Raw genomic sequence first — 21,214 nt, forward strand, 5'->3', positions numbered from 1 at the left:
CATTCCGAGCGCCGGGTCAGCCCATGGTGATCTTGGTCGCGAAGGCGTCGAGGTTCCCCCACATGCGGGCGAGCCGCTCGTCCAGGGTCAGCGACTCCTCGTAGCGCGCGGTGCGCAGCTTCGGCTGGCGCTTGCCGCGCACGTACAGGGGGCAGGCGAGGTCGGCGCAGATGTACGTCCCGACGGTGTTGCCCTCGCGGCCGCGGGCGCCCGCCAGGGGTGCGGCGAGCAGGGTGACCCCGGAGGAGGCGTGCCCGGTCAGGCAGATCTGGCAGAGGCTGGACTTGAGCGCGCTGGTGCGGCTGACGGACGGCACGCGCAGGGACATCCCCACCGGGCCTTCGTCGCGGGGCAGCACGAGGTGGGCGCGCAGCGGCGCGCCCGGATCGACCCACCCCAGGAAGTCCAGGTCCTGCCAGGGCAGTTCGGCGAAGTCGAGCGGCAGGCGCAGCCGTGAGGCCTCGCCCTTGGTGCAGTTCACGAAGGATGAGCGGATCTGTTTCTCGCTGAGCGGTTCCACGGGAGACGACCCTAATACCCCGTCCGGCCGGCGCGCACCCGGGTTTCCGCAGGCCGGACGGGTGGCGGGCCGTTACGTCAGGGCCAGGACGCCCACCGGCTCGTCGCCGCTGAGTTCGCCGGTGCGGTGGAAGCCGAGGCCCGCGTAGAAGGGCTCGGGCGTGCCCTCGCCGGTGTGCCAGGAGACGTACGCCCGGTCGGCGCCGCGGCGGCGGAGCTCTTCGAGGACCGCCTGCACCGCGAAGCGGCCGTAGCCCTTGCCCTGGTGGCCGGCCGCGATGTTCAGGCGCCACAGGCCGGAGCGGCGGTGCTCCGGGTCCTTCGCCGGGTCCCAGACGATGTCGAGGAACGCCATGACGAAGCCGACGACCTCGTCCCCGTCGACCACGGCCCGCGGCCAGGCGGTCTCCCCGTGGACGCAGGCCTCTGCGAGGGACTTCTGGACGGGGGACACGAGGCGCTCCTGGCCCGGGTGGACCCGTACGGCGCACACCGCGTCGAAATTGTCCGGTGTGACCGGCACCAGGCGGAGTGAAGAACTGATCATGTGCTCAGCATCTCAGGCGCGCTCCAGCCGCCCGCCGGTCTCTTGGAAAAGAACAGCGCAGCCGGTATATTTTTGCTCCCGGGGGGATGGTCAGCCCGCCAGGTCCTCGGCTTCCGCGGCCGCCAGCTCCTGCGAGTGGGCCAAGGCTTCGTTGTAGACGTTCAGTCCGCGACTCTCGGAGATGTCAACGGAGGTGAGAACCGAGGACTGCACGATGCTGGGCAGCAGGTGGCGCATGAGCGCGGAGACCCTGATCACCAGGTCCGCGTAGTCGGTGAGGGCCTGGGACATGGACTGGATCCCGGCGTAGGTGCCCACGATGACGTCGGCGGTCTCGGCCGGATCGACATGGGGGAGCAGCTCGCCCTGGCGCTGGGCCTTCTCCAGGCGTTCGCGTACCGGCACGGCCCATGTGCGGAACGGCCCGCTGCGGTCGAGGCCCTGTGCCAGCTGGTCCATCGTCAGCCGTACGCCCGCGCGGACCATCGCGTCGGTCTGCAGGCGGTAGGTGTGCAGCATGACGATGTCCACGACCTCCTGGACCTTGATCGCGCGGTCGGGGATGACGAGGTTCTGGTTCTGCGCGTTGAGGACCCCGAACGCCAGGTCTTCCTTCGACTGGAAGTGGAAGTACAGGGCGCCCTTGGTCACCCCCGCCGCCGCGAGGATCTCGGAGATCGTGGCCGCCTGGTAGCCGCGTTCTTCGAAGACCTTGGCCGCCGCGGCGAGGATCGCCTGTCGCGTGCGGATGGCTCGGACCTGCTCAGCCACTCCTGGCTCCTTTCCCTCAAGGATTCTCGGAGCGTCGGAAGCCCTGGTGCAAACCGCCCGTCCCGTACGTATCTTACAGCGGGTAACTCTTACGCAAACCCTGGACGGGTCGCAAGGCGTGCCCGAGACCGGAAGGACGGACCATGATTCTCGTGACGGGTGCCACCGGGACGGTGGGGCGGGAGGTGCTGCGCCGCATCGGTCCCCGCCCTGCGGTCCGGGTCATGGCGCGGAAACCGGAACGTGTCACGGCCGTGCCGGGAACGGTCGAGGCCGTCCACGGGGACTACGACGACCCGGACTCGCTCGCCCGGGCCGTGCGGGGGGTGGACACCGCCCTCCTGGTGACCAGCCGCGTCGGCCGCGACGACGACGCGCGGTTCCTGCGGGCCGCCCGGTCGGCCGGGGTCCGGCACGTGGTGAAGCTTTCCGCGGCCGCCGTCGAGGACGACCGGGCCGATGACCTCATCACCCGCTGGCAGCGGGAGAACGAGGAGACCCTGCGCGGGTCGGGGATGGAGTGGACGCTGCTGCGCCCGCGCTCCTTCATGTCCAACACCCTGTCCTGGGCGGGACCGGTGCGTGCGGAGGGCGTCGTACGGGGCTTGTACGGGACGTCGGCGAACGCCTGCGTCGATCCGGCGGACATCGCGGAGGTGGCCGTGCGGGCGCTCACCGAGTTCGGGCACGCCGGGCGCGTACACACCCTGACCGGGCCCGAGGCCCTCACGGCGGTGGAGCAGACGGCCCAGCTCTCCGCCCTGTTGGGCCGTCCGCTGCGGTTCGAGGAGTGGGAGCCGGACCAGGCCCGTGTCCTGTGGAGCACGCGCCATCCGGCGGCCGTGGTGGAGGCGCTGTTGCAGAGTGCCGAGCGGCAGCGTGCCGGGGCGAAGGCCGGGGTGGGGAACACGGTCCGGGAGGTGGCCGGCAGGCCGGCCCGCTCGTTCCGGCAGTGGGCCGGCGAGCATCTGGCGGCTTTCACACCGCACTGAACGACTTGCTCAGCCGATGTACGGGGCCGCCGTCACGGTGGAGCTGAAGACGAGGTGGCCGTCCTGGTGGCCCGTCACGAACACCGTCTCCTCGCCGCCGGGTGCGCCGTCGTGCACGCGCTCGGCCGCGATGGCGCACGGCACGTCGAGTTCGGCGTAGCGCTTGAAATCGCCGGAAATGCTGAGCGGGAGCAGGGAGGAGCGCCCGAGGGCGGCCGCCGTGGCCTGCCGCGCGGCCTCCAGGAGCACCATGCCCGGTACGTGGTCCATCGGGTGGTCGAAGAGGACGGGGTGGAGGGGGTCCACTCTCAGCTGCCAGCGGTCCGGCTCGCCGGCCGGGGAGAGCACGACGTCGGTCGGCGACAGCCGGCCCACGCTCTGCGGCGCGGCGGGGGCGGTCAGCGGAAGCGGCTTGTGGCCGGGCAGCAGCGTGTGCGGGGGCCGTATGCGCCGGTACACGGCCGGAGTGGTGCAGGTGTAGGAGACGTGTCCGGTCGCCACGATGTGGCCGTCGCGGCGGATGACCGCTTCGTACTCCAGACCGCCCAGGTCGCCGCCCCGCCGTCTGACCTCGGTGCAGGTGACGTCGATGTCGAGGGAGGCGGGCGTCCGCTGGACCTGGAGGTGCTCCGGGACGACGGTCAGGCTGAGGTCCCACAACAGGAAGTGGTGGCCGAAAGGGACCCCGAACTCGGCGTGGCCCAGCAGGCTGCCGATCTGCCGGATCGTTTCGACACACATGAGCGGGTCGTGGTAGCCGCCCGCGATCGGGGTGTAGAAGCTGTGGCCGCGGGGCCACTGGGCGCTGACGGTGAAACGGGTCTGGTCGACGCGTTCCCAGTCCGTGAGCAGGACTTCGGCGACCGAAGCGCGGTGTACTAATTCCTTCGGGACGGTGGAAGTGAACGAAGCGAAGCGGTGGTCCCGCTGGTTGAGAGGTGGGGCGGCCGTTCGCCAGGCCGGTTCGTAGATCGCTGTGTGCTCGACTTGAAACGTGCTCGCGCTCATTCTTCCCCCTAGACAGCGCTGGCCAGTTACAGGTGTGACTGCGAGAAAAATATATACCAACCGGTTTTTTATCCAGAGGGATCACGACCCTCGATTCCGAAAAATCCGGAGGGGTCTATTCCGGCCACAGGGCACCCCCCCTGCCGCCCCTGCCCCTGCCCCCTCACGCCGCGTCGGATCTCCGCCACACGCACTGAACCATCTCAAGGGGGACCGGAGCGGTGCTCGGGTCGGTTGTCGGACGTCGGATGAAGGCTTGGTGCCGAAGAATGGCCGATTCGCACTGGGCGGCAGGCTTTGCGCCTGGGGCCAAGGCCGGGTGTGGGCCCGCCGTGGTCCCGCCCGCGGCGCCGTGCGGGCAGGGGGGTCCCGGTGTGGAGCCGCCCGGAGTCCGGTTCGCGCAGCCGTGCACTACACGGAGGTGTGCCGGTCCGGGGCCGGTCCGGTCGGCGGTGCGGGCGCCGGCGACCGTCTGTGGCGGGGTGCGGGGGCGCCCCGCGCCCCCGCCCGGGTCGCCTTCACCCTTTGCCGTCGTGAACTTCCCCGCATATGTCGGTGCTTCGTGCCGCCCTGCGGTCCTGGCCGCCGGCCGGGGAACCGGCCACCGGCGCAGTAGGGGGCTGCCCGTGGGTCCCGGCCCGGTGGGCGACAGGTCCGGCTGTTCGGTGGCCGGTCCGTGGCGCGAATGGCCTCCGGTGGCCGCCCCGGTGGGGGTGGGCGGAGCCGGTGTTTCGAGCGCTGCTCCAGTGAAGATCCGACACCGCTCCATCCCTTGCCGAGCGCGAACGCCAGTGAGCAAACCGCTAAAGCGGTTTGTATTGATCATCGAGCTCTGTGATCACGGGACCCCGGGCGGTTTGGAAGCGCATCGTTTCCGCCCCCGTGAGGGGGTCGGCGAGAAGCCCTAGCCAACCAGATGGTCGGTTCTCGGCCGTTTCGTGGCGCGCAGGCGACCTTTCCAGGGTGCTTCTTGTGCCTCTGGGGGGCCTCTAGAGGCACCTGCCAGCCGCCCTCCGGTCTATGAACCCCCAGGTGGAAGGCATTCTTCGGAAGCGCTCCAGGTCGATCGGGGGCGGAAAACGGTACAGCCGGTTTGGTATTGACAAACCGGCTCGGCTGTTTTTTGCTCGTTCCAGCGAAAGTCGAGGGGTCATCCATGGACGAAGCAGGGGAGTACGGCGTGGACATCGATGTACTGGGCGCACTGGCCGTACGGGAGAACGGGGTCTCCATCACGCCGACCGCGGCGAAGCCCCGGCAGGTGCTGGCCCTGCTCGCACTCCACGCGGACCAGGTGGTCCCGGTCGCCGCGCTGATCGAGGAGCTGTGGGGGGAGCAGCCGCCGCGCAGTGCCCGTACGACGCTCCAGACCTACGTGCTCCAGCTGCGCGGGCTGATCGCCACCGCGCTGGAGGGCGCCGACGGGACGCGGACCCCCAAGGACGTGCTCGTCACGCTGCCCGGCGGCTACATGCTCAGCAGCGCCGGCGGGACCAGCGACGTCCGCGAGTTCGACCGGCTGGCCGGAATGGGCTACCGGGCCATGGACGCCGGGGACTTCCCGGGCGCCGCACGGCTGCTGCGCGAGGCGCTCGCGCTCTGGTCCGGGCCCGCCTTCGCCGACGTCGAGGGCGGCGTCCAGCTGGACATGGAGACGCGGCGCCTGGAGGAGACCCGGCTGTGCGCCCTCGACCAGCGCATCGAGGCCGACCTGCGCCTCGGCCGGCACCGCGAGCTGCTCGCGGAGCTGACCGTGCTGGCCAGCCGCTACCGCATCCACGAGAACCTGCACGGGCAGTTCATGCTGGCCCTGCACCGCTCCGGCCGCCGCGGCGAGGCGCTCAGCGTCTACCAGCGGCTGCGCGCCACGCTGGTCCGCGAGCTCGGCATCGAGCCGTCCTCCGCCCTGCGCAGCCTGCAGCGCTCGATCCTGATGAGCGGACCGGAGAACCCGGCGGAATCCCCGGAGACGGCGCGGAAGCGGCTGGCCCGGGTGGGCTGACCGTTCACCAAAAGATCATTGCCCCCTCATTTTCCGGAACCTTCCGGAAATCCGGGCAACAAATTGAGCACCAGATAACCGGAACAATGATCAAGGACCTGATGTGCGGGTTGAACAGGGGTTCTGGCGTCCAATCGGAAGCCCGAGTTTCGAATCCTTCGGCTGTTCGACTGTTTCGGAGGTCCGCTCGACGTCGGCTTGAGAACGCGGTGACGGAGCCCTGTGCTGCCTTACCGTCATCGGGTCGAATACTGAAAACCGAGAGTATCTCGACGAAATACGGAGGGGAGACGGGAGACCGTGGAGATTCAGGTTCTGGGTCCGTTGAGTGCCGAGGTCAACGGGGCATCGATCGTTCCTACGGCGGGCAAGCCGCGTCAGATCCTGGCGCTTCTCGCGCTCTACCCGGGCCGGGTGATGCCCGTACCGACCCTGATGGAGGAGATCTGGGGGACCAAGCTCCCGGAGAGCGCCCTCACCACCCTTCAGACGTACATCCTCCAGCTGCGCCGCAGGCTCGGCACGGCGATGGGGCCGGGCGCCCCGGGCACGGCCAAGGACGTCCTCGCGACCCGGCACGGCGGATACCTGCTCCAGATCCCGCAGGAGTCCGTGGACGTGCACGCGTACGAGGCCCTCGTGGCCGGCGGCCAGAGCGCCTTCGACGACGGTGACGACGAGCGCGCGGCGCACCTGCTGCGCAAGGCGCTCGACCTGTGGCAGGGGCCGGCGCTGGTGGACGTCAAGGTCGGGCCGATCCTGGAGATCGAGGTGCTGCGGCTGGCCGAGAGCCGGCTGGTCACCACCGAGCGGCGCATCGACGTCGACCTGCGGCTGGGGCGGCACACCGAACTCCTCGCCGAACTCACCGAGTTGATGGCCAGGAACCCGCAGCACGAGGGGCTGCACTCGCAGGCGATGGTCGCGCTCTACCGGTCGGGGCGGCAGGCGACCGCGCTCGACGTGTACCGCAGGCTCCGGGCCCGGCTGATCGGCGAACTGGGCGTGGAGCCCTCGCAGCAGCTGCAGCGCCTGCACCAGGCGATGCTCCGGGTGGACCCGGCGCTCGACGTGGTCGCGGGCCCGCGCCGCAGCTCGACCTTCGACCTCTACGCGGCCTGACGGGAGGGCGCCGCGAAGGGGCGGGGCGGGGGCGGGGCCGGGGCGGGTCTCCAGCGCGGCCGGATCGCGGCACGAGCGGCTCTCCAGCGGGGGCGGCCAGGCTCGCGCTGACCCGGTGTGCGCCGACGCCCCGGCGGACGAGGAGAGAGGCAGCCCATGCAAGCCACGGTCCGGCTGGGACTCACCGATCTGACCCGGATCCTGCGGGTCTGGGGCGGCGAGGAGGACTGCGTCGAAGTGACCGAGGACGTCCAGGACCTCTACTGGATGGAGCTCGGCTACGACTCCCTCTCCGTGCTGCAGACCATCGGCTCCATCGAGCGGAAGTACGACGTCCTCCTCGACGGCGAGCTGCTCGAACTGGCCGACACCCCGAGGCGGTTCCTGCGGCTCGTCAACGAGGTCCTGGGCAGCCGGACCGTCGCCGTGTGATCCTCCGGGACCGGGCGCGTGCGCAATTCGAGCGACATTCCAAGGGGGCTCCGGCGGTTACAGACAGACTCTGCGTCAAGCGTTGAGAGAGGTGTCTGATGTCTGTCGAGCGAGTACACCGGATGTCACACGCGGTCGACGCGGCCGCGCCGACCGGAGTCCTGTACACCCTGGTGGCCGACACCACGCCGTGGCCGCTGTTCCTGCCGGACACCGTGCACGTGGAGAGACTTGACTTCGACGGCACCACGGACCGGTACTCCCAGTGGGCGTCCGCGGACGGGACCCTGCGGCCGTCGCTGTGGCGGCGCACCCTGGACGCGCGGAACCGGCGCGTCGGCTTCCGCCAGGAGCGGCCCGAGGCCCCCGTCACGAGCGCCGGGGGTTCCTGGAGCGTGGAGGAGCTGGCCCCGGGCTGGTCGCGGCTGACGCTGGAGCAGGACATCACCGTCGCCGGGAACCGGACGGCCGACGTCGAGCGGGTGCTGGCGTCCGCGCGGACCGGGGCGAAGTCCGTGCTGGGCCGGCTGGGCGCCCTCGCGGAGCGCTGGCAGCGGCTCGACTCCCTGATGCTGTCCTTCGAGGAGTCCGTACGGATCCAGGGGCCCGCCGAGCCGGTCTACGAGTTCCTCTACCGGGTGGGCTCCTGGCCCGGCCGGGTCGCGCACGTGGTGGGCGCCGACGTCACCGAGGAGCGGGCCGGGGTACAGCGCACCCGCCTGGTCAGCCTCGGCGACGACGGCCTGGCGTACACCACGCAGGCGCTGCGCGTGTGCTTCCCGGCGGCCGGGCGGATCGTCTTCAAGCAGGCGCGGCCGCACCCCCTGCTGGCCGCGCACGCCGGGGAGTGGTCCGTCGAACCGGACGCCACGGGGGTCACCGTGGTGTGCCGGCACGACGTGCTGCTGGACGAGCGCGCGGTGGAGCGGGTGATGGGCCCCGGTACGGAACTCGCGCGGGCGCGCCGGCACGTGCGCGAGGTGCTCGGCCGCGAGAGCCGGGCCACCCTGGAGCCCGCGCAGCAGTACGCGCGGGAGTCGGTCAGGAGCCTGCGCGCGGTGTGAGCGCTGCGGGGCGGCCGCGGTGACGGCCGCCCCGGTCACCGTACGGGGCACCGTGCCGGCGCCGGACCGGTCACGTGCGCGGAGAATTCCGGGCCCGTGGCCCGCACCCCGCACCCCGTGGTCCGGGGGCGGGCCACGGGCCGCTCCGCGTTCCGGGCGCCGCCGCGTCAGCCGCCCCGCCCCGCGCACTCCAGCCCGCGCAGCGTGGCCGGAGCCGCCAGACAGGGCATGACCACCCGCCAGAACCCGGCCAGCGTGCGCGGCGCGAGCCACTGCGGATCGTCCCGGCCCAGCACCTCGAAGCCGAGCGTCGCGGCGACCACCGTCGTCGTGACGCTGTGGCGGTTGAGGCCGGGCAGCAGCGTGCCCTCCTCCTCCGCCTCCGTCAGCAGCCGGTGCACGTACATGTGCCACTCCCTGGGCAGGGCGTAGGACGACGGGTACGTCGGCTCCCGGCCGAGCTGGAAGCCGGCCCGTGCGACGACGTCGGAAAGGAGCAGTCCGGCGAGGGCCTGAGAGCTGTCGGCCAGGGCCTGGAGGGCCGAGGTGCGGCTCTCGTGGACCTCCCGGGCGGCAGCGCGCAGCAGGCGCGCGCCCGACGCCTCGACGGCCGCCGCGACGGCCGCCTTGTTCTCGAAGTGGAAGTGCAGCGCGCCCGGGCTGACGCCGGCTCCGACGCTGATCATGTTCAGCGTCGCCTCTCGGTATCCGCGCCGCCCGAACACCGTCGCGGCTGACTCGATCAGCGCGCGGCGGGTCCGGACGGCGCGTTCTTGTTTGATCACGCATAGCTCCTGTATCAGTTTCCTTCTATTATTAAACCGTCCCGTTGGTATTGGAACCGGGCCCGGGTGGACCCTGGTGACCTGTTTTACGGCGGTTCAAGCCTCCCGGTGGCCCGATTTAGCCCATTTATCGCGAACCTTGCCAAGTTTTGTGGGCTTTGACAAACCGACGAAGCGGTTTGTATCTTCTTGACGTTGACCCAACCGAGCTTGAGGGAGGGGGGCAGATGGACCAGCGGACCCTTGCTGTGCTGGAACCTCACACAGCCACCGCGGGAGCGAACGGCGGGTTTTTGCCGGCCGAAGGCCTGAGAACACCGCACCACATGCCGGCCCAGTCCGCGCTGTGGCGGATCCTCATCGTGGAGAGCAACTCGGTCGATGCCGAGACCCTGGCGCGCGGTCTGCGCCGCCACGGACACGAGGTCGACATCGTGGGCACCGGGAGCGAGGCACTGCGCGCCTACGCCGACGCCGATCTGGTGCTCCTCGACCTGGAACTGCCCGACCTGGACGGCCTGGAGGTCTGCCGGGGCATCCGCGCGGCCCACGAGATCCCCGTGATCGCGGTCACCGGCCGGGGCAGCGAGCTCGACCGGGTCCTCGGCCTCCAGGCGGGCGCGGACGACTACCTGGCCAAGCCCTACGGGTTCCGCGAACTGATGGCGCGCATGGAGGCGGTCATGCGCCGGGCCCGCCCGACCCGGCCCGTCGCCGCCACCATCACCTGCGGGCCGCTGCGGATCGATTCCGGGACGCGCGAGGTGACCCTGGACGGCGTACCCGTCGAGACCACCCGCAAGGAGTTCGACATGCTCTACCTCCTCGCGTCCCATCCCGACACCGTCATACCGCGCAAGATGCTGATGCAGCAGGTGTGGGGCGACTCCTGGTCCCGCCGGACCGTGGACACGCACGTGAGCACCCTGCGCAACAAGATCGGCGCCGGCTGGATCATCACGATCCGCGGCGTCGGCTTCCGCTTCGGCCAGGGCTGAGCCCGGCCCGGCCCACCGCCCCGCCGGCTCGCGGGAGCGGCACCCAGACCACCGCACGAGCCGAGGGGGGAACGACATGACGGTGACGGCACTGTGCCACGGAGAGGGCTGCCGCGGCGGGAACGCCGGCGGACGTCCGGGGCGCCGCACGGCCGCGGGCAGCCGGCTGTGCCGGGCCTGCCGCGAGCACTTCACCGCGGGCCTGGCCGAACTGGCCCACCTCTACGAGGAATGCGGGCGCGTGCTCGGCGGCGCCTCCCCCGGCAGCCTGCGCGAGCGGACGACCGGCGGCGAACTGCCCGGCCTGCCCTTCAACGGCGCCGCGGCCGACGTACGGGCCAAGATGGTCTCCGTACTCGGCTCCTGGAGCGGCCTGGTCGCGCAGCAGCGCGGGTTCACCCCGCCGGCGCGCACCGTCGCCGACCTCACCGCCTTCCTGCTGCGCAACGCCGACTGGCTCGCCGCCCACTCGGCGGCCGCCGAGGTCACCGAGGAGATCGCCCGGCTCGTCCGGGCCGGCCGCCGCGCGGCCTTCCCCGACCCCACCCGCACCATCCGCCTCGGCACCTGCCCCGAGCCCGGCTGCCCCGGCGCCCTCGCCCTGGCGGTGCGCACCGCGACGCGGGCCGCCGGCCCGGCGATCGTCTGCGACGCCGACCCGGGCCACCGCTGGACCAGCGACCAGTGGAGCGTGCTGAGCGACTCGATGGAGTCCGGGCAGGCGCCCGGCGCGGCGGCCGCGGCCACCGAACGCTGGCTCACCGCCGCCGACATCGCACAGCTGTGGCACACCCCGACGGGCACCGTCTACCGGCTGGCGAGCGAGCAGCGGTGGCGCCGGCAGGGCCGCGCGGGCCGCACGTACTACCACGAGGGCGACGTCCGCGCCTGCTTCGAGCGCCGCGCGGAGGCCCGCACCTGATCCACCGGCCGCGCCGCACGACGTTCACCAGGGGTCCGCACTCCGTCCGGTAGGGACCGGACGGAGCGTTCTGACCTGCCCTTGACACGTTCTTGGCCGTTCCCCGACGCAGCGGACCCGCCCTTGTGGAACCTGACCGAGTCCTGAATCCAGCGCCATTGAACGACCGCTCGCGTCCGAAGAACCTTGTAGTCAAGATCCGGTGCACTGTCTCCGGAGGCGAATTCAAGGAGACGTGATGGACGCCCCAGTGATCGTCGTCGGCGCGGGCCCCGCGGGCATGATGCTCGCCGGCGAACTGCGGCTGGCGGGAGTCGCCGTCGTCGTCCTGGAGCGCCTGGAACGGCGTACGGGCGAATCGCGCGGCCTCGGTTTCACCACGCGCACAATGGAGACCTTCGACCAGCGCGGCATCCTCGCCCGCTTCGGGGACATCGAGCGCAGTACGCAGGGCCACTTCGGCGGCCTTCCCCTCGACTTCGGCGTGCTCGACGGGGCCTGCCAGGCGGCCAAGACGGTGCCGCAGTCCGTCACCGAGACGCACCTGGAGGAATGGGCCACGAGCCTGGGCGCCGACATCCGGCGCGGCCACGAGGTGCTCTCGCTGCACGACGACGGCGAGGGCGTCGAGGTCGAGGTGCGCGGCCCCGACGGGACGCACACCCTGCGCGCGGCCTGGCTGGTCGGCTGCGACGGCGGGCGCAGCACCGTGCGCAAGGCGGCCGGCTTCGACTTCCCCGGCTCGGCGGCCACCATGGAGATGTACCTCGCCGACATCAGGGGCATCGAGCTCAAGCCCCGCATGATCGGCGAGAGCCTGCCCGGCGGCATGGTGATGGTGGGCCCGCTCCCCGGCGGCACCACCCGCATCGTCGTCTGCGAACGCGGCACCCCGCCGCGCCGCCGCGAGAGCCCGCCGTCCTTCGAGGAGGTCGCCGCCGCCTGGCAGCGGCTGACCGGCGAGGACATCTCCGCCGCCGAGCCGGTGTGGGTGAGCGCCTTCGGGGACGCCGCCCGGCAGGTCACCGAGTACCGGCGCGGCCGCGTGCTGCTCGCCGGGGACGCGGCGCACATCCACCTGCCGGCCGGCGGACAGGGCATGAACACCGGGATCCAGGACGCGGTCAACCTCGGCTGGAAGCTGGCCTCCGTGGTGCGCGGCCGGGCCCCGCTCGCCCTGCTCGACACCTACCACGCCGAGCGGCACCCCGTCGGCAGGCGACTGCTGATGAACACCCGGGCCCAGGGCCTGCTGTTCCTCAGCGGCGCGGAGGTCCAGCCGCTGCGCGACGCGCTGGGCGAGCTCATGGCGTACGAGGACGTGGCCCGCCACCTCGCCGCCATGGTGACCGGCCTGGAGATCACCTACGACGTCGGCAAGGGCGGCCACCCGCTGCTCGGCCGCCGCATGCCGCACCTGGAACTGGCCGGCCCGGGCGGCCGCACCTCCAGCACCGCACTGCTGCGCCCCGGCCGCGGGGTCCTCCTCGACCTGGCGGACAACCCGCGGCTGCGCCAGCGCGCCGCCGCCTGGTCCGAGCGGGTCGACCTCGTCACCGCCCGGCCCGCCGAGGCGGCCGGGGACCGGGCCCCGTACGAACCGCACGACACCACCGCCCTGCTGATCCGGCCCGACGGGTACGTGGCCTGGGCCGCGCCGGGCAGCCACCACGACCTGCCGATGGCGCTGGAGCGCTGGTTCGGCGCCCCCTGACGGCCCGTACCGCCCGCAGCACCCCCGACGCCCCGCACGGTCAAGCACCCCGACGGCCGCCGCAGCGGCGGGCCGGACGAGCACGTCACGAGGAGGAACCACCCCATGGCAACGCCCACCGCAACGATCGAGCGCGCCCCCTGCGGATCTGCCGAGGAACGCCGCGAGATCGTCCGGGCCGCCCGCAGCGTCCTGGCCCGCGAGGGCTGGACGCGCTCCACCCCCGAGGCGACCGCCGCCGAGGCGGGCGTGTCACCCGCCGCCGTGCAGCGGCACTTCCCCGACCAGGAGCAGCTGCTGCTGAGCGTGCTGCTCGACAGCTCCGCCTCCGTCGCCGCCGCCCTCGCGTCCGTCGCCGAGAGCTACCTGGCGGAGATCACCGACCTGAAGCAGGACCTCATCGCCCTCGGCCGGGCCTGGCTGGCGCCGCTGGAGGCCTTCCGCGAGCACTTCGCGATCGTCCGGCACATCAGTGCCGAGGTCACCCGGCTGCCCGCCGAGGCCGTGGAGAAGTGGCAGGCCACCGGCCCCCGCCAGGCCCGCCGCGAGCTGGCCCGCCGGCTCCAGAGCCTCGCCGCCCGGGGCCTGTTGTCCATCCCCGACGCGGACCAGGCGGCGGAACGTTTCATCCTGCTGGTCCCCTCCGGCGTCGTCCAGCGCTCCTTCCTCGGGGCGCTGCCGCTGCCCCGGGCCGAGTCCGACGCGCTGATCGCCGACGGAGTGGCGGACTTCATCCGCCTGTACCACCCCTGACACCCCCCTCGACGCACCCCCCGATACAGAGGAAAGAGACGTCGCATGCAGCACAGCAACCTGATCGTGGCCCGGATGGACAGCATGTCGAGCGACCAAGTCGCCAAGCTGTTCTCCGAGTTCGACAAGACCGACATGCCGGAGCGGATGGGGACCCTGCGCCGTCGTCTGTTCATGTACAAGGGCCTGTACTTCCACCTGCAGGACTTCGCCGAGGACGACGGCGGCCAGCGCATCCAGGAGTCCCGTACCGACCCGCGCTTCATGAAGATCAGCCACGACCTGCTGCCCTTCATCCAGCCGTACGACCCCGCCACCTGGCGCTCGCCCGCCGACGCCATGGCCACCCGCTTCTACGACTGGTCGGCGTCGGAATGAGGCCCGGCCAGCCCGAGACGAGGGGAGGGCCGCACCGGTGGCTCGCCGGGTAGTCATCACGGGGGTCGGAGTGCTGGCGCCGGGAGGCATCGGCACCCGCGAGTTCTGGAATCTGCTGAGTTCGGGCCGTACGGCGACGCGCGGGATCACCCTCTTCGACGCCTCCGCCTTCCGCTCCCGGGTGGCGGCCGAAGCCGACTTCCTGCCCGAACTGCACGGGATGACCCCGCAGGAGGTCCGCCGCATGGACCGCGCCGCCCAGTTCGGCGTGGTCGCCGCGCGCGAGGCGGTCGCCGACAGCGGCCTGGACCTCGCCGCCGGGGACCCGTACCGCACGGGCGTCAGCATCGGCACCGCCGTGGGGGCCATCGCGGGCCTCGACAAGGCCTACCGCGTGGCCAGCCACGACGGCCGGCTCGCCCTGGTCGACCACATGTACGCGCCGGGCCCGCTCTACGACCACTTCGTGCCGAGCTCCTTCGCGGCGGAAGTGGCCTGGGCCGTCGGCGCGCAGGGCCCGTCCACGGTGGTCTCCACCGGCTGCACCGCCGGGATCGACTCGGTGGCGCACGCCGTCGACCTGATCCGCGAGGGCAGCGCCGACGTCATGGTCGCCGGCGCCACCGACGCCCCCATCACACCGCTCACCCTGGCGTGCTTCGACGCGATCAAGGCGACGACCTCGCTCAACGAGGAACCGGAGACGGCCTCCCGGCCCTTCGACGCCTCCCGCAAGGGCTTCGTCATCGGCGAGGGCGCCGCGGTGTTCGTCCTGGAGGAGCTGGAAGCCGCCCGCCGCCGCGGCGCACACGTCTACGCGGAGATCGCCGGCTACGCCTCCCGCTCCAGCGCCTTCCACATGACGGGACTGCGCCCCGACGGCCGGGAGCTGGCCGAGGCCATCACGGTGGCGCTGGACGAGGCCCGGCTGAACCCGGTCGACATCGACTACGTCAACGCGCACGGCTCGGGGACCAGGCAGAACGACCGCCACGAGACGGCGGCCTACAAGCTGGCTCTCGGCGCGCACGCCTACGGCACCCCCGTGAGCTCGGTCAAATCGATGATCGGGCACTCGCTGGGCTCCGTCGGCTCCATGGAGATCGCCGCGTCCGTCCTCGCGATGGAGCACCACGTGGTGCCGCCCACCGCGAACCTGTTCACTCCCGACCCGGAGTGCGACCTCGACTACGTGCCGCTCGTCGCGCGCGAGCACCGCACCGATGCCGTCCTGACCGTCGGCAGCGGATTCGGCGGGTTCCAGAGCGCGATGGTGCTGGCCCGGCCCGACAGGAGGACCGCATGAGTGCCAGGACCCTGGTCACCGGCATCGGTGTGGCCGCCCCCAGCGGGCTCGGCGTGGAGGACTTCTGGGCGGCCACCCGCATCGGCAAGAACGCCATCGGGCCCGTCACCCGCTTCGACGCCTCCGCCTACCCGTCGCGCCTGGCCGGGGAGATCCACGGCTTCGACCCCAAGGACCACCTGCCGGGCAGGCTCGTCCCGCAGACCGACCGGGTGACCCAGCTCGCCCTCGTCGCCGCGGACTGCGCCTTCGCCGACGCGGGCGTCGCGCCGGGCGAGATCGACCCGTACGACATGGGCGTGGTCACCGCGGCCGGTTCCGGGGGCTTCGAGTTCGGCGAGAACGAGCTGCGCAAGCTCTGGAGCCTGGGCGCCAACCACGTGAGCGCGTACCAGTCCTTCGCCTGGTTCTACGCCGTCAACAGCGGGCAGATCTCCATCCGCAACGATCTGCGCGGCCCCACCGGCGTCGTCATCAGCGACCAGGCGGGCGGACTCGACGCCCTCGCGCACGCCCGGCGCCAGCTCCGCAGGGGCAGCAAGCTCATCGCCACCGGAGGCTTCGACGCCTCGATCTGCTCGCTCGGCTGGGCCTCGCACCTGCACGGCGGCCTGATGTCGACGAGCGACGAGCCCGAGCGCGCCTACCTGCCCTTCGACGAGGCCGCCGCGGGCTACGTACCGGGCGAGGGCGGGGCGCTGCTGATCCTGGAGGACGAGGACAGCGCCCTGGCCCGCGGCGCCCGGACCGTCTACGCCGAGTTCGCCGGCTACGGCTCCACCCTCGACCCCAAGCCGGGCAGCGGACGCGAACCCGGCCTGCGCCGGGCCATCGAGGCGGCGCTCACGGACGCGGCCTGCCACCCCGCCGAGGTCGACGTGGTCTTCGCCGACGGCGCGGCCACCCCGCGCCTGGACCGCGAGGAGGCCGAGGCCATCACCGCCGTGTTCGGCCCGCGCGGGGTGCCGGTCACCGCCCCCAAGACGATGACCGGACGGATCAACTCGGGCGCCGCGCCGATCGACGTGGTCTCGGCGGTCCTGTCCATGCGCGAGGGCCTGATCCCGCCGACCACCAACGTCGAGCTGTCCCCCGCCTACGACCTCGACCTGGTGGCCGTGCGCCCGCGCACCGCGTCGGTGCGCACCGCGCTCGTCCTCGCCCGCGGCCGCGGCGGCTTCAACTCCGCGGTCGTGGTGCGCGCCGTCGACTGACGCCGCACGCCCTCGGCCGGCGCTCCTTGTACCCCGCAGCCGAGATCCCCGGCTGCGGAAGACCTATGAAGGGATTCATTTTGTCCAAGCAGGAATTCACCTTCGACGACCTCAAGCGCATCCTCCTGGACGGCGCCGGCGCGGACGAGGACGTCGACCTCGACGGCGACATCCTCGACAGCGAGTTCGAGACGCTGGGTTACGAGTCGCTGGCGCTGCTGGAGACGGGCGGCCGCATCGAGCGCGAGTTCGGCATCACGCTCGACGACGACGTCTTCACCGACAATCCGACGCCCCGTTCCCTGGTCACGGCCATCAACGAGAGCCTGCGCGCGCTCGTCGACGCCTAGGACCGACCCCTTCGGCGGCGGCCCCCGCGCCGGCGCGGCGGCCGCCGCCCTCCTCACCGTTCCCCTTTCATTTTCTGGAGAAGAGACACATGTCGGATCAGGGCAAGCGGGTCGCCGTCGTCACCGGCGCCACCAGCGGCATCGGGCTGGCCGTGGCGCGGCTGCTGGCCGCGCAGGACCACCGGGTCTTCATCGGCGCCCGCAGCGCGGAGAACGTAGCGGAGACCGTCAAGCAGCTGCAGGACGAGGGCTTCGAGGTCGACGGGGCGGAGGTCGACGTCCGTTCCACCGACGAGGTGCGGGCGTGGATCCGGGCCGCCGTGGACCGTTTCGGCGGCGTGGACGTGGTCGTGAACAACGCCGGGCGTTCGGGCGGCGGCGTGACGGCCGACATCGACGACGAGCTGTGGCACGACGTCATCGACACCAACCTCAACAGCGTCTTCCGCGTCACCCGCGAGGCGCTGACCACCGGTGGGCTGCGCGAGAAGAACCGCGGCCGGATCATCAACATCGCCTCCACGGCCGGCAAGCAGGGCGTGGTGCTGGGCGCCCCGTACTCCGCCTCCAAGCACGGCGTGGTCGGCTTCACCAAGGCCCTGGGCAACGAGCTGGCCCCCACCGGCATCACCGTGAACGCCGTGTGCCCCGGCTACGTCGAGACGCCGATGGCGCAGCGGGTGCGGCAGGGCTACGCGGCCGCGTACAACGCCACCGAGGACGCCATCCTCGAGAAGTTCCAGGCGAAGATCCCGCTGGGCCGCTACTCGACGCCGGAGGAAGTGGCCGGACTGGTCGGCTACCTGGCCTCGGACACCGCCGCCTCCATCACCTCGCAGGCGCTGAACGTCTGCGGTGGTCTCGGCAACTTCTGACCGCGCCGCGGTCCGCCGACGAACCCGCCCGATCCGGTTCCCGATCCGATTCCCGAGGAGTCATCAGCATGACGCAGCCCGGCCTGCGCGAGGTGGAGCACGAGATCACGATCTCGGCCCCGGCCACCGCCGTCTACCGACTGATCGCCGAGGTCAGGAACTGGCCCCGGATCTTCCCGCCGACCATCTACGTCGACCAGGTACCGGAGGGCCCCGGCGAGGAGCGGATCCGGATCTGGGCGACCGCGAACGGCGAGGCCAAGAACTGGACCTCGCGCCGCACCCTGGACGCCGGGGGACTGCGGATCACCTTCCGCCAGGAGATCCCCGCGGCCCCGGTCGCCGCCATGGGCGGCACCTGGATCATCGAGGAGCTCGCCCCGGGCGAGTCCCGGGTCCGGCTGCTGCACGACTACCGGGCCATCGACGACGACCCGGCGTCGCTGGCGTGGATCGACCAGGCCGTCGACCGCAACTCGCGCTCCGAGCTGGCCGCGCTGAAGAAGAACGTCGAGGCCGCGCACGCGGCGGAGGACCTGACGTTCTCCTTCGAGGACACCGTGCAGATAGACGGCTCCGCGAAGGACGTCTACGACTTCGTCAACGAGGCCGACCGCTGGCCCGAGCGGCTGCCGCACGTGGCCACCGTACGGCTCGCCGAGGACACCCCGGGCCTGCAGGAGCTGGAGATGGACACCCGAGCCAAGGACGGCTCGGTGCACACCACCAAGTCCTACCGGGTGACCTTCCCGCACCACAAGATCGCCTACAAGCAGACCACCCTGCCCGGGCTGATGACCCTGCACACCGGCTACTGGACCTTCGCCGAGAACGAGGACGGCGTCGCCGCCTCCTCGCAGCACACGGTCACCATCAACACCGACAACATCGCCAAGGTCCTCGGGGACCAGGCCACGGTCGAGGACGCCAAGCGCTACGTCCACACCGCGCTGAGCACCAACAGCACCGCCACCCTCAACCACGCCAAAGCGTATGCCGAAGGCATCGCACGGGCCGAGAACTAAGGACTGATCATGTCTGGGGACTACACCGAGACCGAGGTGATCGTGGTCGGCGCGGGCCCCGTCGGGCTGCTGCTCGCCGGGGAACTGCGGCTGGCGGGCGCAGACGTGGTGGTCCTCGACAAACTCACCGCGCCGACCACCGAATCGCGGGCGTCCACCCTGCACTCCCGCACCATGGAGATCCTCGACACCCGGGGCCTGCTCGACGCCCTGGGCGAGATACCCGGCGACAGCGCGGGCCACTTCGGGGGGATCCCCTTCGGCCTCGGACTTCCCGGCCCCTACCCCGGCCAGTGGAAGGTCGCGCAGACCCGCCTGGAGGAGGTCCTCGGCCAGTGGGCGGCGGATCTGGGCGCGGACGTGCGGCGCGGCCACGAACTGACCGCGCTGACCGAGGCCGGGGACCTCGTCACCGTCGAGGCGCGCGGCCCGGACGGGACGCCCACCTCCTTCCGCGCCGCGTACGCGGTCGGCTGCGACGGCGAGCACAGCGCCGTACGCGCGCTGGGCGGCTTCGACTTCCCCGGCACCGACGCCGAGCGCGAACTGCTGCGCGCGGACGTGGCCGGGCTCGACATCCCCAACCGCCGCTTCGAGCGCCTGGAGGGCGGACTGGCCATCGCGGCCCGCCGCCCCGACGGGGTGACCCGGGTGATGGTGCACGAGTTCGGGGCCCGCCCCCGGCGCGGGCAGCCCTCCTTCGAGGAGGTCGCCGACACCTGGAAGCGCATCACGGGCGAGGACATCGGCGGCGGCACCCCGCTGTGGGTGAACTCCTTCGGGGACGCCTCCCGGCAGGCCACGAGCTACCGCCGGGGCCGCCTCCTGCTCGCCGGGGACGCCGCGCACCAGCAGATGCCGATCGGCGGCCAGGCCCTCAACCTCGGCCTCCAGGACGCCTTCAACCTCGGCTGGAAGCTGGCCGCCGTCGTCGCCGGGCACAGCGGGGACGAACTCCTCGACAGCTACCACGAGGAGCGCCGCGCCGTCGGCCAGGCCGTGCAGAGCAACATCAGGACCCAGGCCCTGCTGCTCCTCGGCGGCCCCGAGGTCGACGCCGTCCGCGAGGTGTTCGCGGAGCTGACCGCCCACGAGGACGTACGCACCCACCTGGCCGGAATGATCTCCGGCCTGGACGTGCGCTACGGGAACGGCCCGGAGGGCGGCCCGCTGCTCGGCCTGCGCCTGCCGCGGGCCGAAGCGGTGGGGGAGGAGGGCGGGACCACCACCTTCGAACTGCTGCGCGCGGGCCGGGGCCTGCTGCTCCTCGCCCCGGGCGACGAGGCCCGCCGGGAGGAGCTGCGCGCCGCCGCCCGGCCCTGGTCGGACCGGGTGCGCGTGGCGACGGCCGCCGCCACCGAGGACGGGGCGGGCGCCGCGGCGGTGCTGGTGCGCCCGGACGGCCACGTCGTCTGGTCGGACGGACCGGCCGGCGGGGGCGGCCCGGGCGCCGCCCTGGAACGGTGGTTCGGACCGGCGTCGGCCCGTACCCCGCGGCCGGCCGCCGTGCGCGAACCCGTGGCCGTGTCGGCGCCGGCGCCCGCCGTACGGGAGCGCGGGAGCGGCACGGACCGGCTCGCGGGCCGGACCGCGCTCGTCACCGGGTCGAGCCGGGGCATGGGCCGCGCGGCGGCGATCCGGCTGGCGGAGGAGGGCGCGCTCGTCGCGGTCCACTACACCAGCGACGAGCCGGCCGCCCGCGAGGTCGTCGCCTCGGTCGAACGGGACGGCGGGCGCGCCTTCGCCGTACGCGCCGAACTCGGCGTACCGGGAGACGTGGACGCCCTGTTCACCGCCCTGGAAGCGGACCTGCTGGACCGCACCGGCAGCACCGACCTGCACATCCTGGTCAACAACGCCGGTGTGATGGGCGGAGTCGGCCCCGCCGACCTCACCCCCGAGCAGTTCGACCGGATCTTCGCGGTCAACGCGAAGGCCCCGTTCTTCCTGATCCAGCGGGCGCTGCGGAACATGCCCGACGGCGGCCGGATCGTCAACATCTCCTCCGGCCTCACCCGGTTCGCGAACCCGGACGAGATCGCGTACGCGATGAGCAAGGGGGCGCTCGAACAGCTCGCCCTGCACTTCGCGAAGGCGCTGGGCCCCCGGGGCATCACCATCAACTCGGTGGCGCCCGGGATCACGCGCAACGGCAACCCCGTCTTCGACATCCCCGAAGCGGTCGAGCAGATGGCGGCGATGTCCGCCTTCAACCGGGTCGGCGAACCGGAGGACGTGGCCGACGTGGTGGCGTTCCTCGCCACCGACGAGGCCCGCTGGATCACCGGCTCCTTCGTCGACGCCACGGGCGGCACGCTGCTCGGCTGATCCGTCCGCGGCCGTCCGCGGCCGTCCGCGCCGTCACACCGCGCACCACCCAGACCCGCCGGCGCAACCCCGCGCCGCGCCGGCGCCGGGGCGGGCCGCCGGGGATCCC

The 21,214-nt window shown here is 72.1% G+C and carries 21 protein-coding genes; 16 read left to right on the plus strand and 5 right to left on the minus strand.

Going from position 1 to position 21,214, the window contains the following annotated elements; translation table 11 throughout:
• Positions 1-16 precede the first annotated feature (16 nt).
• The 3 genes from ACFV0Q_RS09020 to ACFV0Q_RS09030 form a co-directional block, all read right to left on the minus strand.
• On the minus strand, positions 17-520 hold the full coding sequence (locus ACFV0Q_RS09020; RefSeq protein ID WP_385002735.1) for an FBP domain-containing protein: 504 nt from the start codon (positions 518-520) through the stop codon (positions 17-19).
• Positions 521-592: 72 nt separating this feature from the next.
• Complete coding sequence (locus ACFV0Q_RS09025; protein WP_385002738.1) at positions 593-1,066, minus strand: GNAT family N-acetyltransferase; 474 nt, start codon at positions 1,064-1,066, stop codon at positions 593-595.
• A gap of 90 nt (positions 1,067-1,156) precedes the next feature.
• Positions 1,157-1,837, minus strand: coding sequence for a ScbR family autoregulator-binding transcription factor (locus ACFV0Q_RS09030; RefSeq protein ID WP_385002741.1), 681 nt, complete (start codon positions 1,835-1,837; stop codon positions 1,157-1,159).
• Positions 1,838-1,980: 143 nt separating this feature from the next.
• Here ACFV0Q_RS09030 and ACFV0Q_RS09035 point away from each other — a divergent pair, with 143 nt between their 5' ends.
• Entirely contained in the window at positions 1,981-2,829 is an 849-nt protein-coding gene (locus ACFV0Q_RS09035; RefSeq protein WP_385002744.1) for an SDR family oxidoreductase, read from the plus strand.
• 9 nt (positions 2,830-2,838) lie between these two features.
• Here the strand turns inward: ACFV0Q_RS09035 and ACFV0Q_RS09040 are convergent, their stop codons facing one another.
• Complete coding sequence (locus ACFV0Q_RS09040; protein ID WP_385002747.1) at positions 2,839-3,837, minus strand: ScbA/BarX family gamma-butyrolactone biosynthesis protein; 999 nt, start codon at positions 3,835-3,837, stop codon at positions 2,839-2,841.
• A 1,180-nt stretch (positions 3,838-5,017) separates the two neighbouring features.
• Between ACFV0Q_RS09040 and ACFV0Q_RS09045 the strand changes: the two genes are divergently transcribed.
• From ACFV0Q_RS09045 to ACFV0Q_RS09060, 4 genes are all read left to right on the plus strand, one after another.
• Entirely contained in the window at positions 5,018-5,839 is an 822-nt protein-coding gene (locus ACFV0Q_RS09045; protein WP_385002791.1) for a BTAD domain-containing putative transcriptional regulator, read from the plus strand.
• Positions 5,840-6,139: 300 nt separating this feature from the next.
• Positions 6,140-6,961 (plus strand): AfsR/SARP family transcriptional regulator, encoded by an 822-nt coding sequence (locus ACFV0Q_RS09050; RefSeq protein ID WP_266581687.1) that lies wholly within the window; start codon positions 6,140-6,142, stop codon positions 6,959-6,961.
• A gap of 156 nt (positions 6,962-7,117) precedes the next feature.
• Positions 7,118-7,393, plus strand: coding sequence for a phosphopantetheine-binding protein (locus tag ACFV0Q_RS09055; protein WP_385002750.1), 276 nt, complete (start codon positions 7,118-7,120; stop codon positions 7,391-7,393).
• Positions 7,394-7,491: 98 nt separating this feature from the next.
• Complete coding sequence (locus ACFV0Q_RS09060; protein ID WP_385002752.1) at positions 7,492-8,457, plus strand: SRPBCC family protein; 966 nt, start codon at positions 7,492-7,494, stop codon at positions 8,455-8,457.
• A gap of 167 nt (positions 8,458-8,624) precedes the next feature.
• Here the strand turns inward: ACFV0Q_RS09060 and ACFV0Q_RS09065 are convergent, their stop codons facing one another.
• Complete coding sequence (locus ACFV0Q_RS09065) at positions 8,625-9,242, minus strand: ScbR family autoregulator-binding transcription factor (protein WP_385002756.1); 618 nt, start codon at positions 9,240-9,242, stop codon at positions 8,625-8,627.
• 326 nt (positions 9,243-9,568) lie between these two features.
• Here ACFV0Q_RS09065 and ACFV0Q_RS09070 point away from each other — a divergent pair, with 326 nt between their 5' ends.
• From ACFV0Q_RS09070 to ACFV0Q_RS09120, 11 genes are all read left to right on the plus strand, one after another.
• Positions 9,569-10,240, plus strand: coding sequence for a response regulator transcription factor (locus tag ACFV0Q_RS09070; protein WP_385002759.1), 672 nt, complete (start codon positions 9,569-9,571; stop codon positions 10,238-10,240).
• A 76-nt stretch (positions 10,241-10,316) separates the two neighbouring features.
• Positions 10,317-11,162, plus strand: a complete 846-nt coding sequence (locus tag ACFV0Q_RS09075; protein ID WP_385002763.1) for a hypothetical protein — start codon at positions 10,317-10,319, stop codon at positions 11,160-11,162.
• A gap of 238 nt (positions 11,163-11,400) precedes the next feature.
• Positions 11,401-12,876: an FAD-dependent monooxygenase gene (locus tag ACFV0Q_RS09080; protein WP_385002766.1), complete on the plus strand. Its 1,476-nt coding sequence runs from the start codon at positions 11,401-11,403 to the stop codon at positions 12,874-12,876.
• A 105-nt stretch (positions 12,877-12,981) separates the two neighbouring features.
• Positions 12,982-13,629: a TetR/AcrR family transcriptional regulator gene (locus ACFV0Q_RS09085; RefSeq protein ID WP_385002769.1), complete on the plus strand. Its 648-nt coding sequence runs from the start codon at positions 12,982-12,984 to the stop codon at positions 13,627-13,629.
• A gap of 45 nt (positions 13,630-13,674) precedes the next feature.
• Positions 13,675-14,007 carry a TcmI family type II polyketide cyclase gene (locus ACFV0Q_RS09090; protein ID WP_385002772.1) on the plus strand — a complete coding sequence of 111 codons (333 nt, stop codon included), beginning with the start codon at positions 13,675-13,677 and terminating at the stop codon, positions 14,005-14,007.
• A 37-nt stretch (positions 14,008-14,044) separates the two neighbouring features.
• Positions 14,045-15,313: a beta-ketoacyl-[acyl-carrier-protein] synthase family protein gene (locus ACFV0Q_RS09095; protein WP_385002775.1), complete on the plus strand. Its 1,269-nt coding sequence runs from the start codon at positions 14,045-14,047 to the stop codon at positions 15,311-15,313.
• Positions 15,310-16,527, plus strand: coding sequence for a ketosynthase chain-length factor (locus ACFV0Q_RS09100; RefSeq protein WP_385002778.1), 1,218 nt, complete (start codon positions 15,310-15,312; stop codon positions 16,525-16,527). Before ACFV0Q_RS09095 ends, ACFV0Q_RS09100 begins: the two co-directional genes overlap by 4 nt.
• Positions 16,528-16,607: 80 nt before the next feature.
• Complete coding sequence (locus tag ACFV0Q_RS09105) at positions 16,608-16,877, plus strand: acyl carrier protein (RefSeq protein WP_385002781.1); 270 nt, start codon at positions 16,608-16,610, stop codon at positions 16,875-16,877.
• An 89-nt stretch (positions 16,878-16,966) separates the two neighbouring features.
• Positions 16,967-17,752, plus strand: a complete 786-nt coding sequence (gene fabG / locus ACFV0Q_RS09110; RefSeq protein WP_385002783.1) for a 3-oxoacyl-ACP reductase FabG — start codon at positions 16,967-16,969, stop codon at positions 17,750-17,752.
• Between the two features lie 68 nt (positions 17,753-17,820).
• Positions 17,821-18,777: an aromatase/cyclase gene (locus ACFV0Q_RS09115; RefSeq protein WP_385002786.1), complete on the plus strand. Its 957-nt coding sequence runs from the start codon at positions 17,821-17,823 to the stop codon at positions 18,775-18,777.
• Positions 18,778-18,786: 9 nt separating this feature from the next.
• Positions 18,787-21,105 carry an SDR family oxidoreductase gene (locus ACFV0Q_RS09120; RefSeq protein WP_385002788.1) on the plus strand — a complete coding sequence of 773 codons (2,319 nt, stop codon included), beginning with the start codon at positions 18,787-18,789 and terminating at the stop codon, positions 21,103-21,105.
• Positions 21,106-21,214 lie beyond the last annotated feature (109 nt).

Origin of the sequence: Streptomyces sp. NPDC059564 (assembly GCF_042735575.1) — a bacterium.
Taxonomy (GTDB): Bacteria; Actinomycetota; Actinomycetes; order Streptomycetales; family Streptomycetaceae; genus Streptomyces.

Bases quoted from the DNA above. Each gene is read 5' to 3' on its own strand.
- ACFV0Q_RS09070 (WP_385002759.1), top strand. From the start codon at position 9,569: ATGCCGGCCCAGTCCGCGCTGTGGCGGATCCTCATCGTGGAGAGCAAC.
- ACFV0Q_RS09055 (WP_385002750.1), top strand. From the start codon at position 7,118: ATGCAAGCCACGGTCCGGCTGGGACTCACCGATCTGACCCGGATCCTG.
- ACFV0Q_RS09090 (WP_385002772.1), top strand. From the start codon at position 13,675: ATGCAGCACAGCAACCTGATCGTGGCCCGGATGGACAGCATGTCGAGC.
- ACFV0Q_RS09120 (WP_385002788.1), top strand. From the start codon at position 18,787: ATGTCTGGGGACTACACCGAGACCGAGGTGATCGTGGTCGGCGCGGGC.
- ACFV0Q_RS09075 (WP_385002763.1), top strand. From the start codon at position 10,317: ATGACGGTGACGGCACTGTGCCACGGAGAGGGCTGCCGCGGCGGGAAC.
- ACFV0Q_RS09025 (WP_385002738.1), bottom strand. From the start codon at position 1,066: ATGATCAGTTCTTCACTCCGCCTGGTGCCGGTCACACCGGACAATTTC.
- ACFV0Q_RS09040 (WP_385002747.1), bottom strand. From the start codon at position 3,837: ATGAGCGCGAGCACGTTTCAAGTCGAGCACACAGCGATCTACGAACCG.
- fabG (WP_385002783.1), top strand. From the start codon at position 16,967: ATGTCGGATCAGGGCAAGCGGGTCGCCGTCGTCACCGGCGCCACCAGC.
- ACFV0Q_RS09115 (WP_385002786.1), top strand. From the start codon at position 17,821: ATGACGCAGCCCGGCCTGCGCGAGGTGGAGCACGAGATCACGATCTCG.
- ACFV0Q_RS09085 (WP_385002769.1), top strand. From the start codon at position 12,982: ATGGCAACGCCCACCGCAACGATCGAGCGCGCCCCCTGCGGATCTGCC.
- ACFV0Q_RS09060 (WP_385002752.1), top strand. From the start codon at position 7,492: ATGTCTGTCGAGCGAGTACACCGGATGTCACACGCGGTCGACGCGGCC.
- ACFV0Q_RS09035 (WP_385002744.1), top strand. From the start codon at position 1,981: ATGATTCTCGTGACGGGTGCCACCGGGACGGTGGGGCGGGAGGTGCTG.
- ACFV0Q_RS09080 (WP_385002766.1), top strand. From the start codon at position 11,401: ATGGACGCCCCAGTGATCGTCGTCGGCGCGGGCCCCGCGGGCATGATG.
- ACFV0Q_RS09100 (WP_385002778.1), top strand. From the start codon at position 15,310: ATGAGTGCCAGGACCCTGGTCACCGGCATCGGTGTGGCCGCCCCCAGC.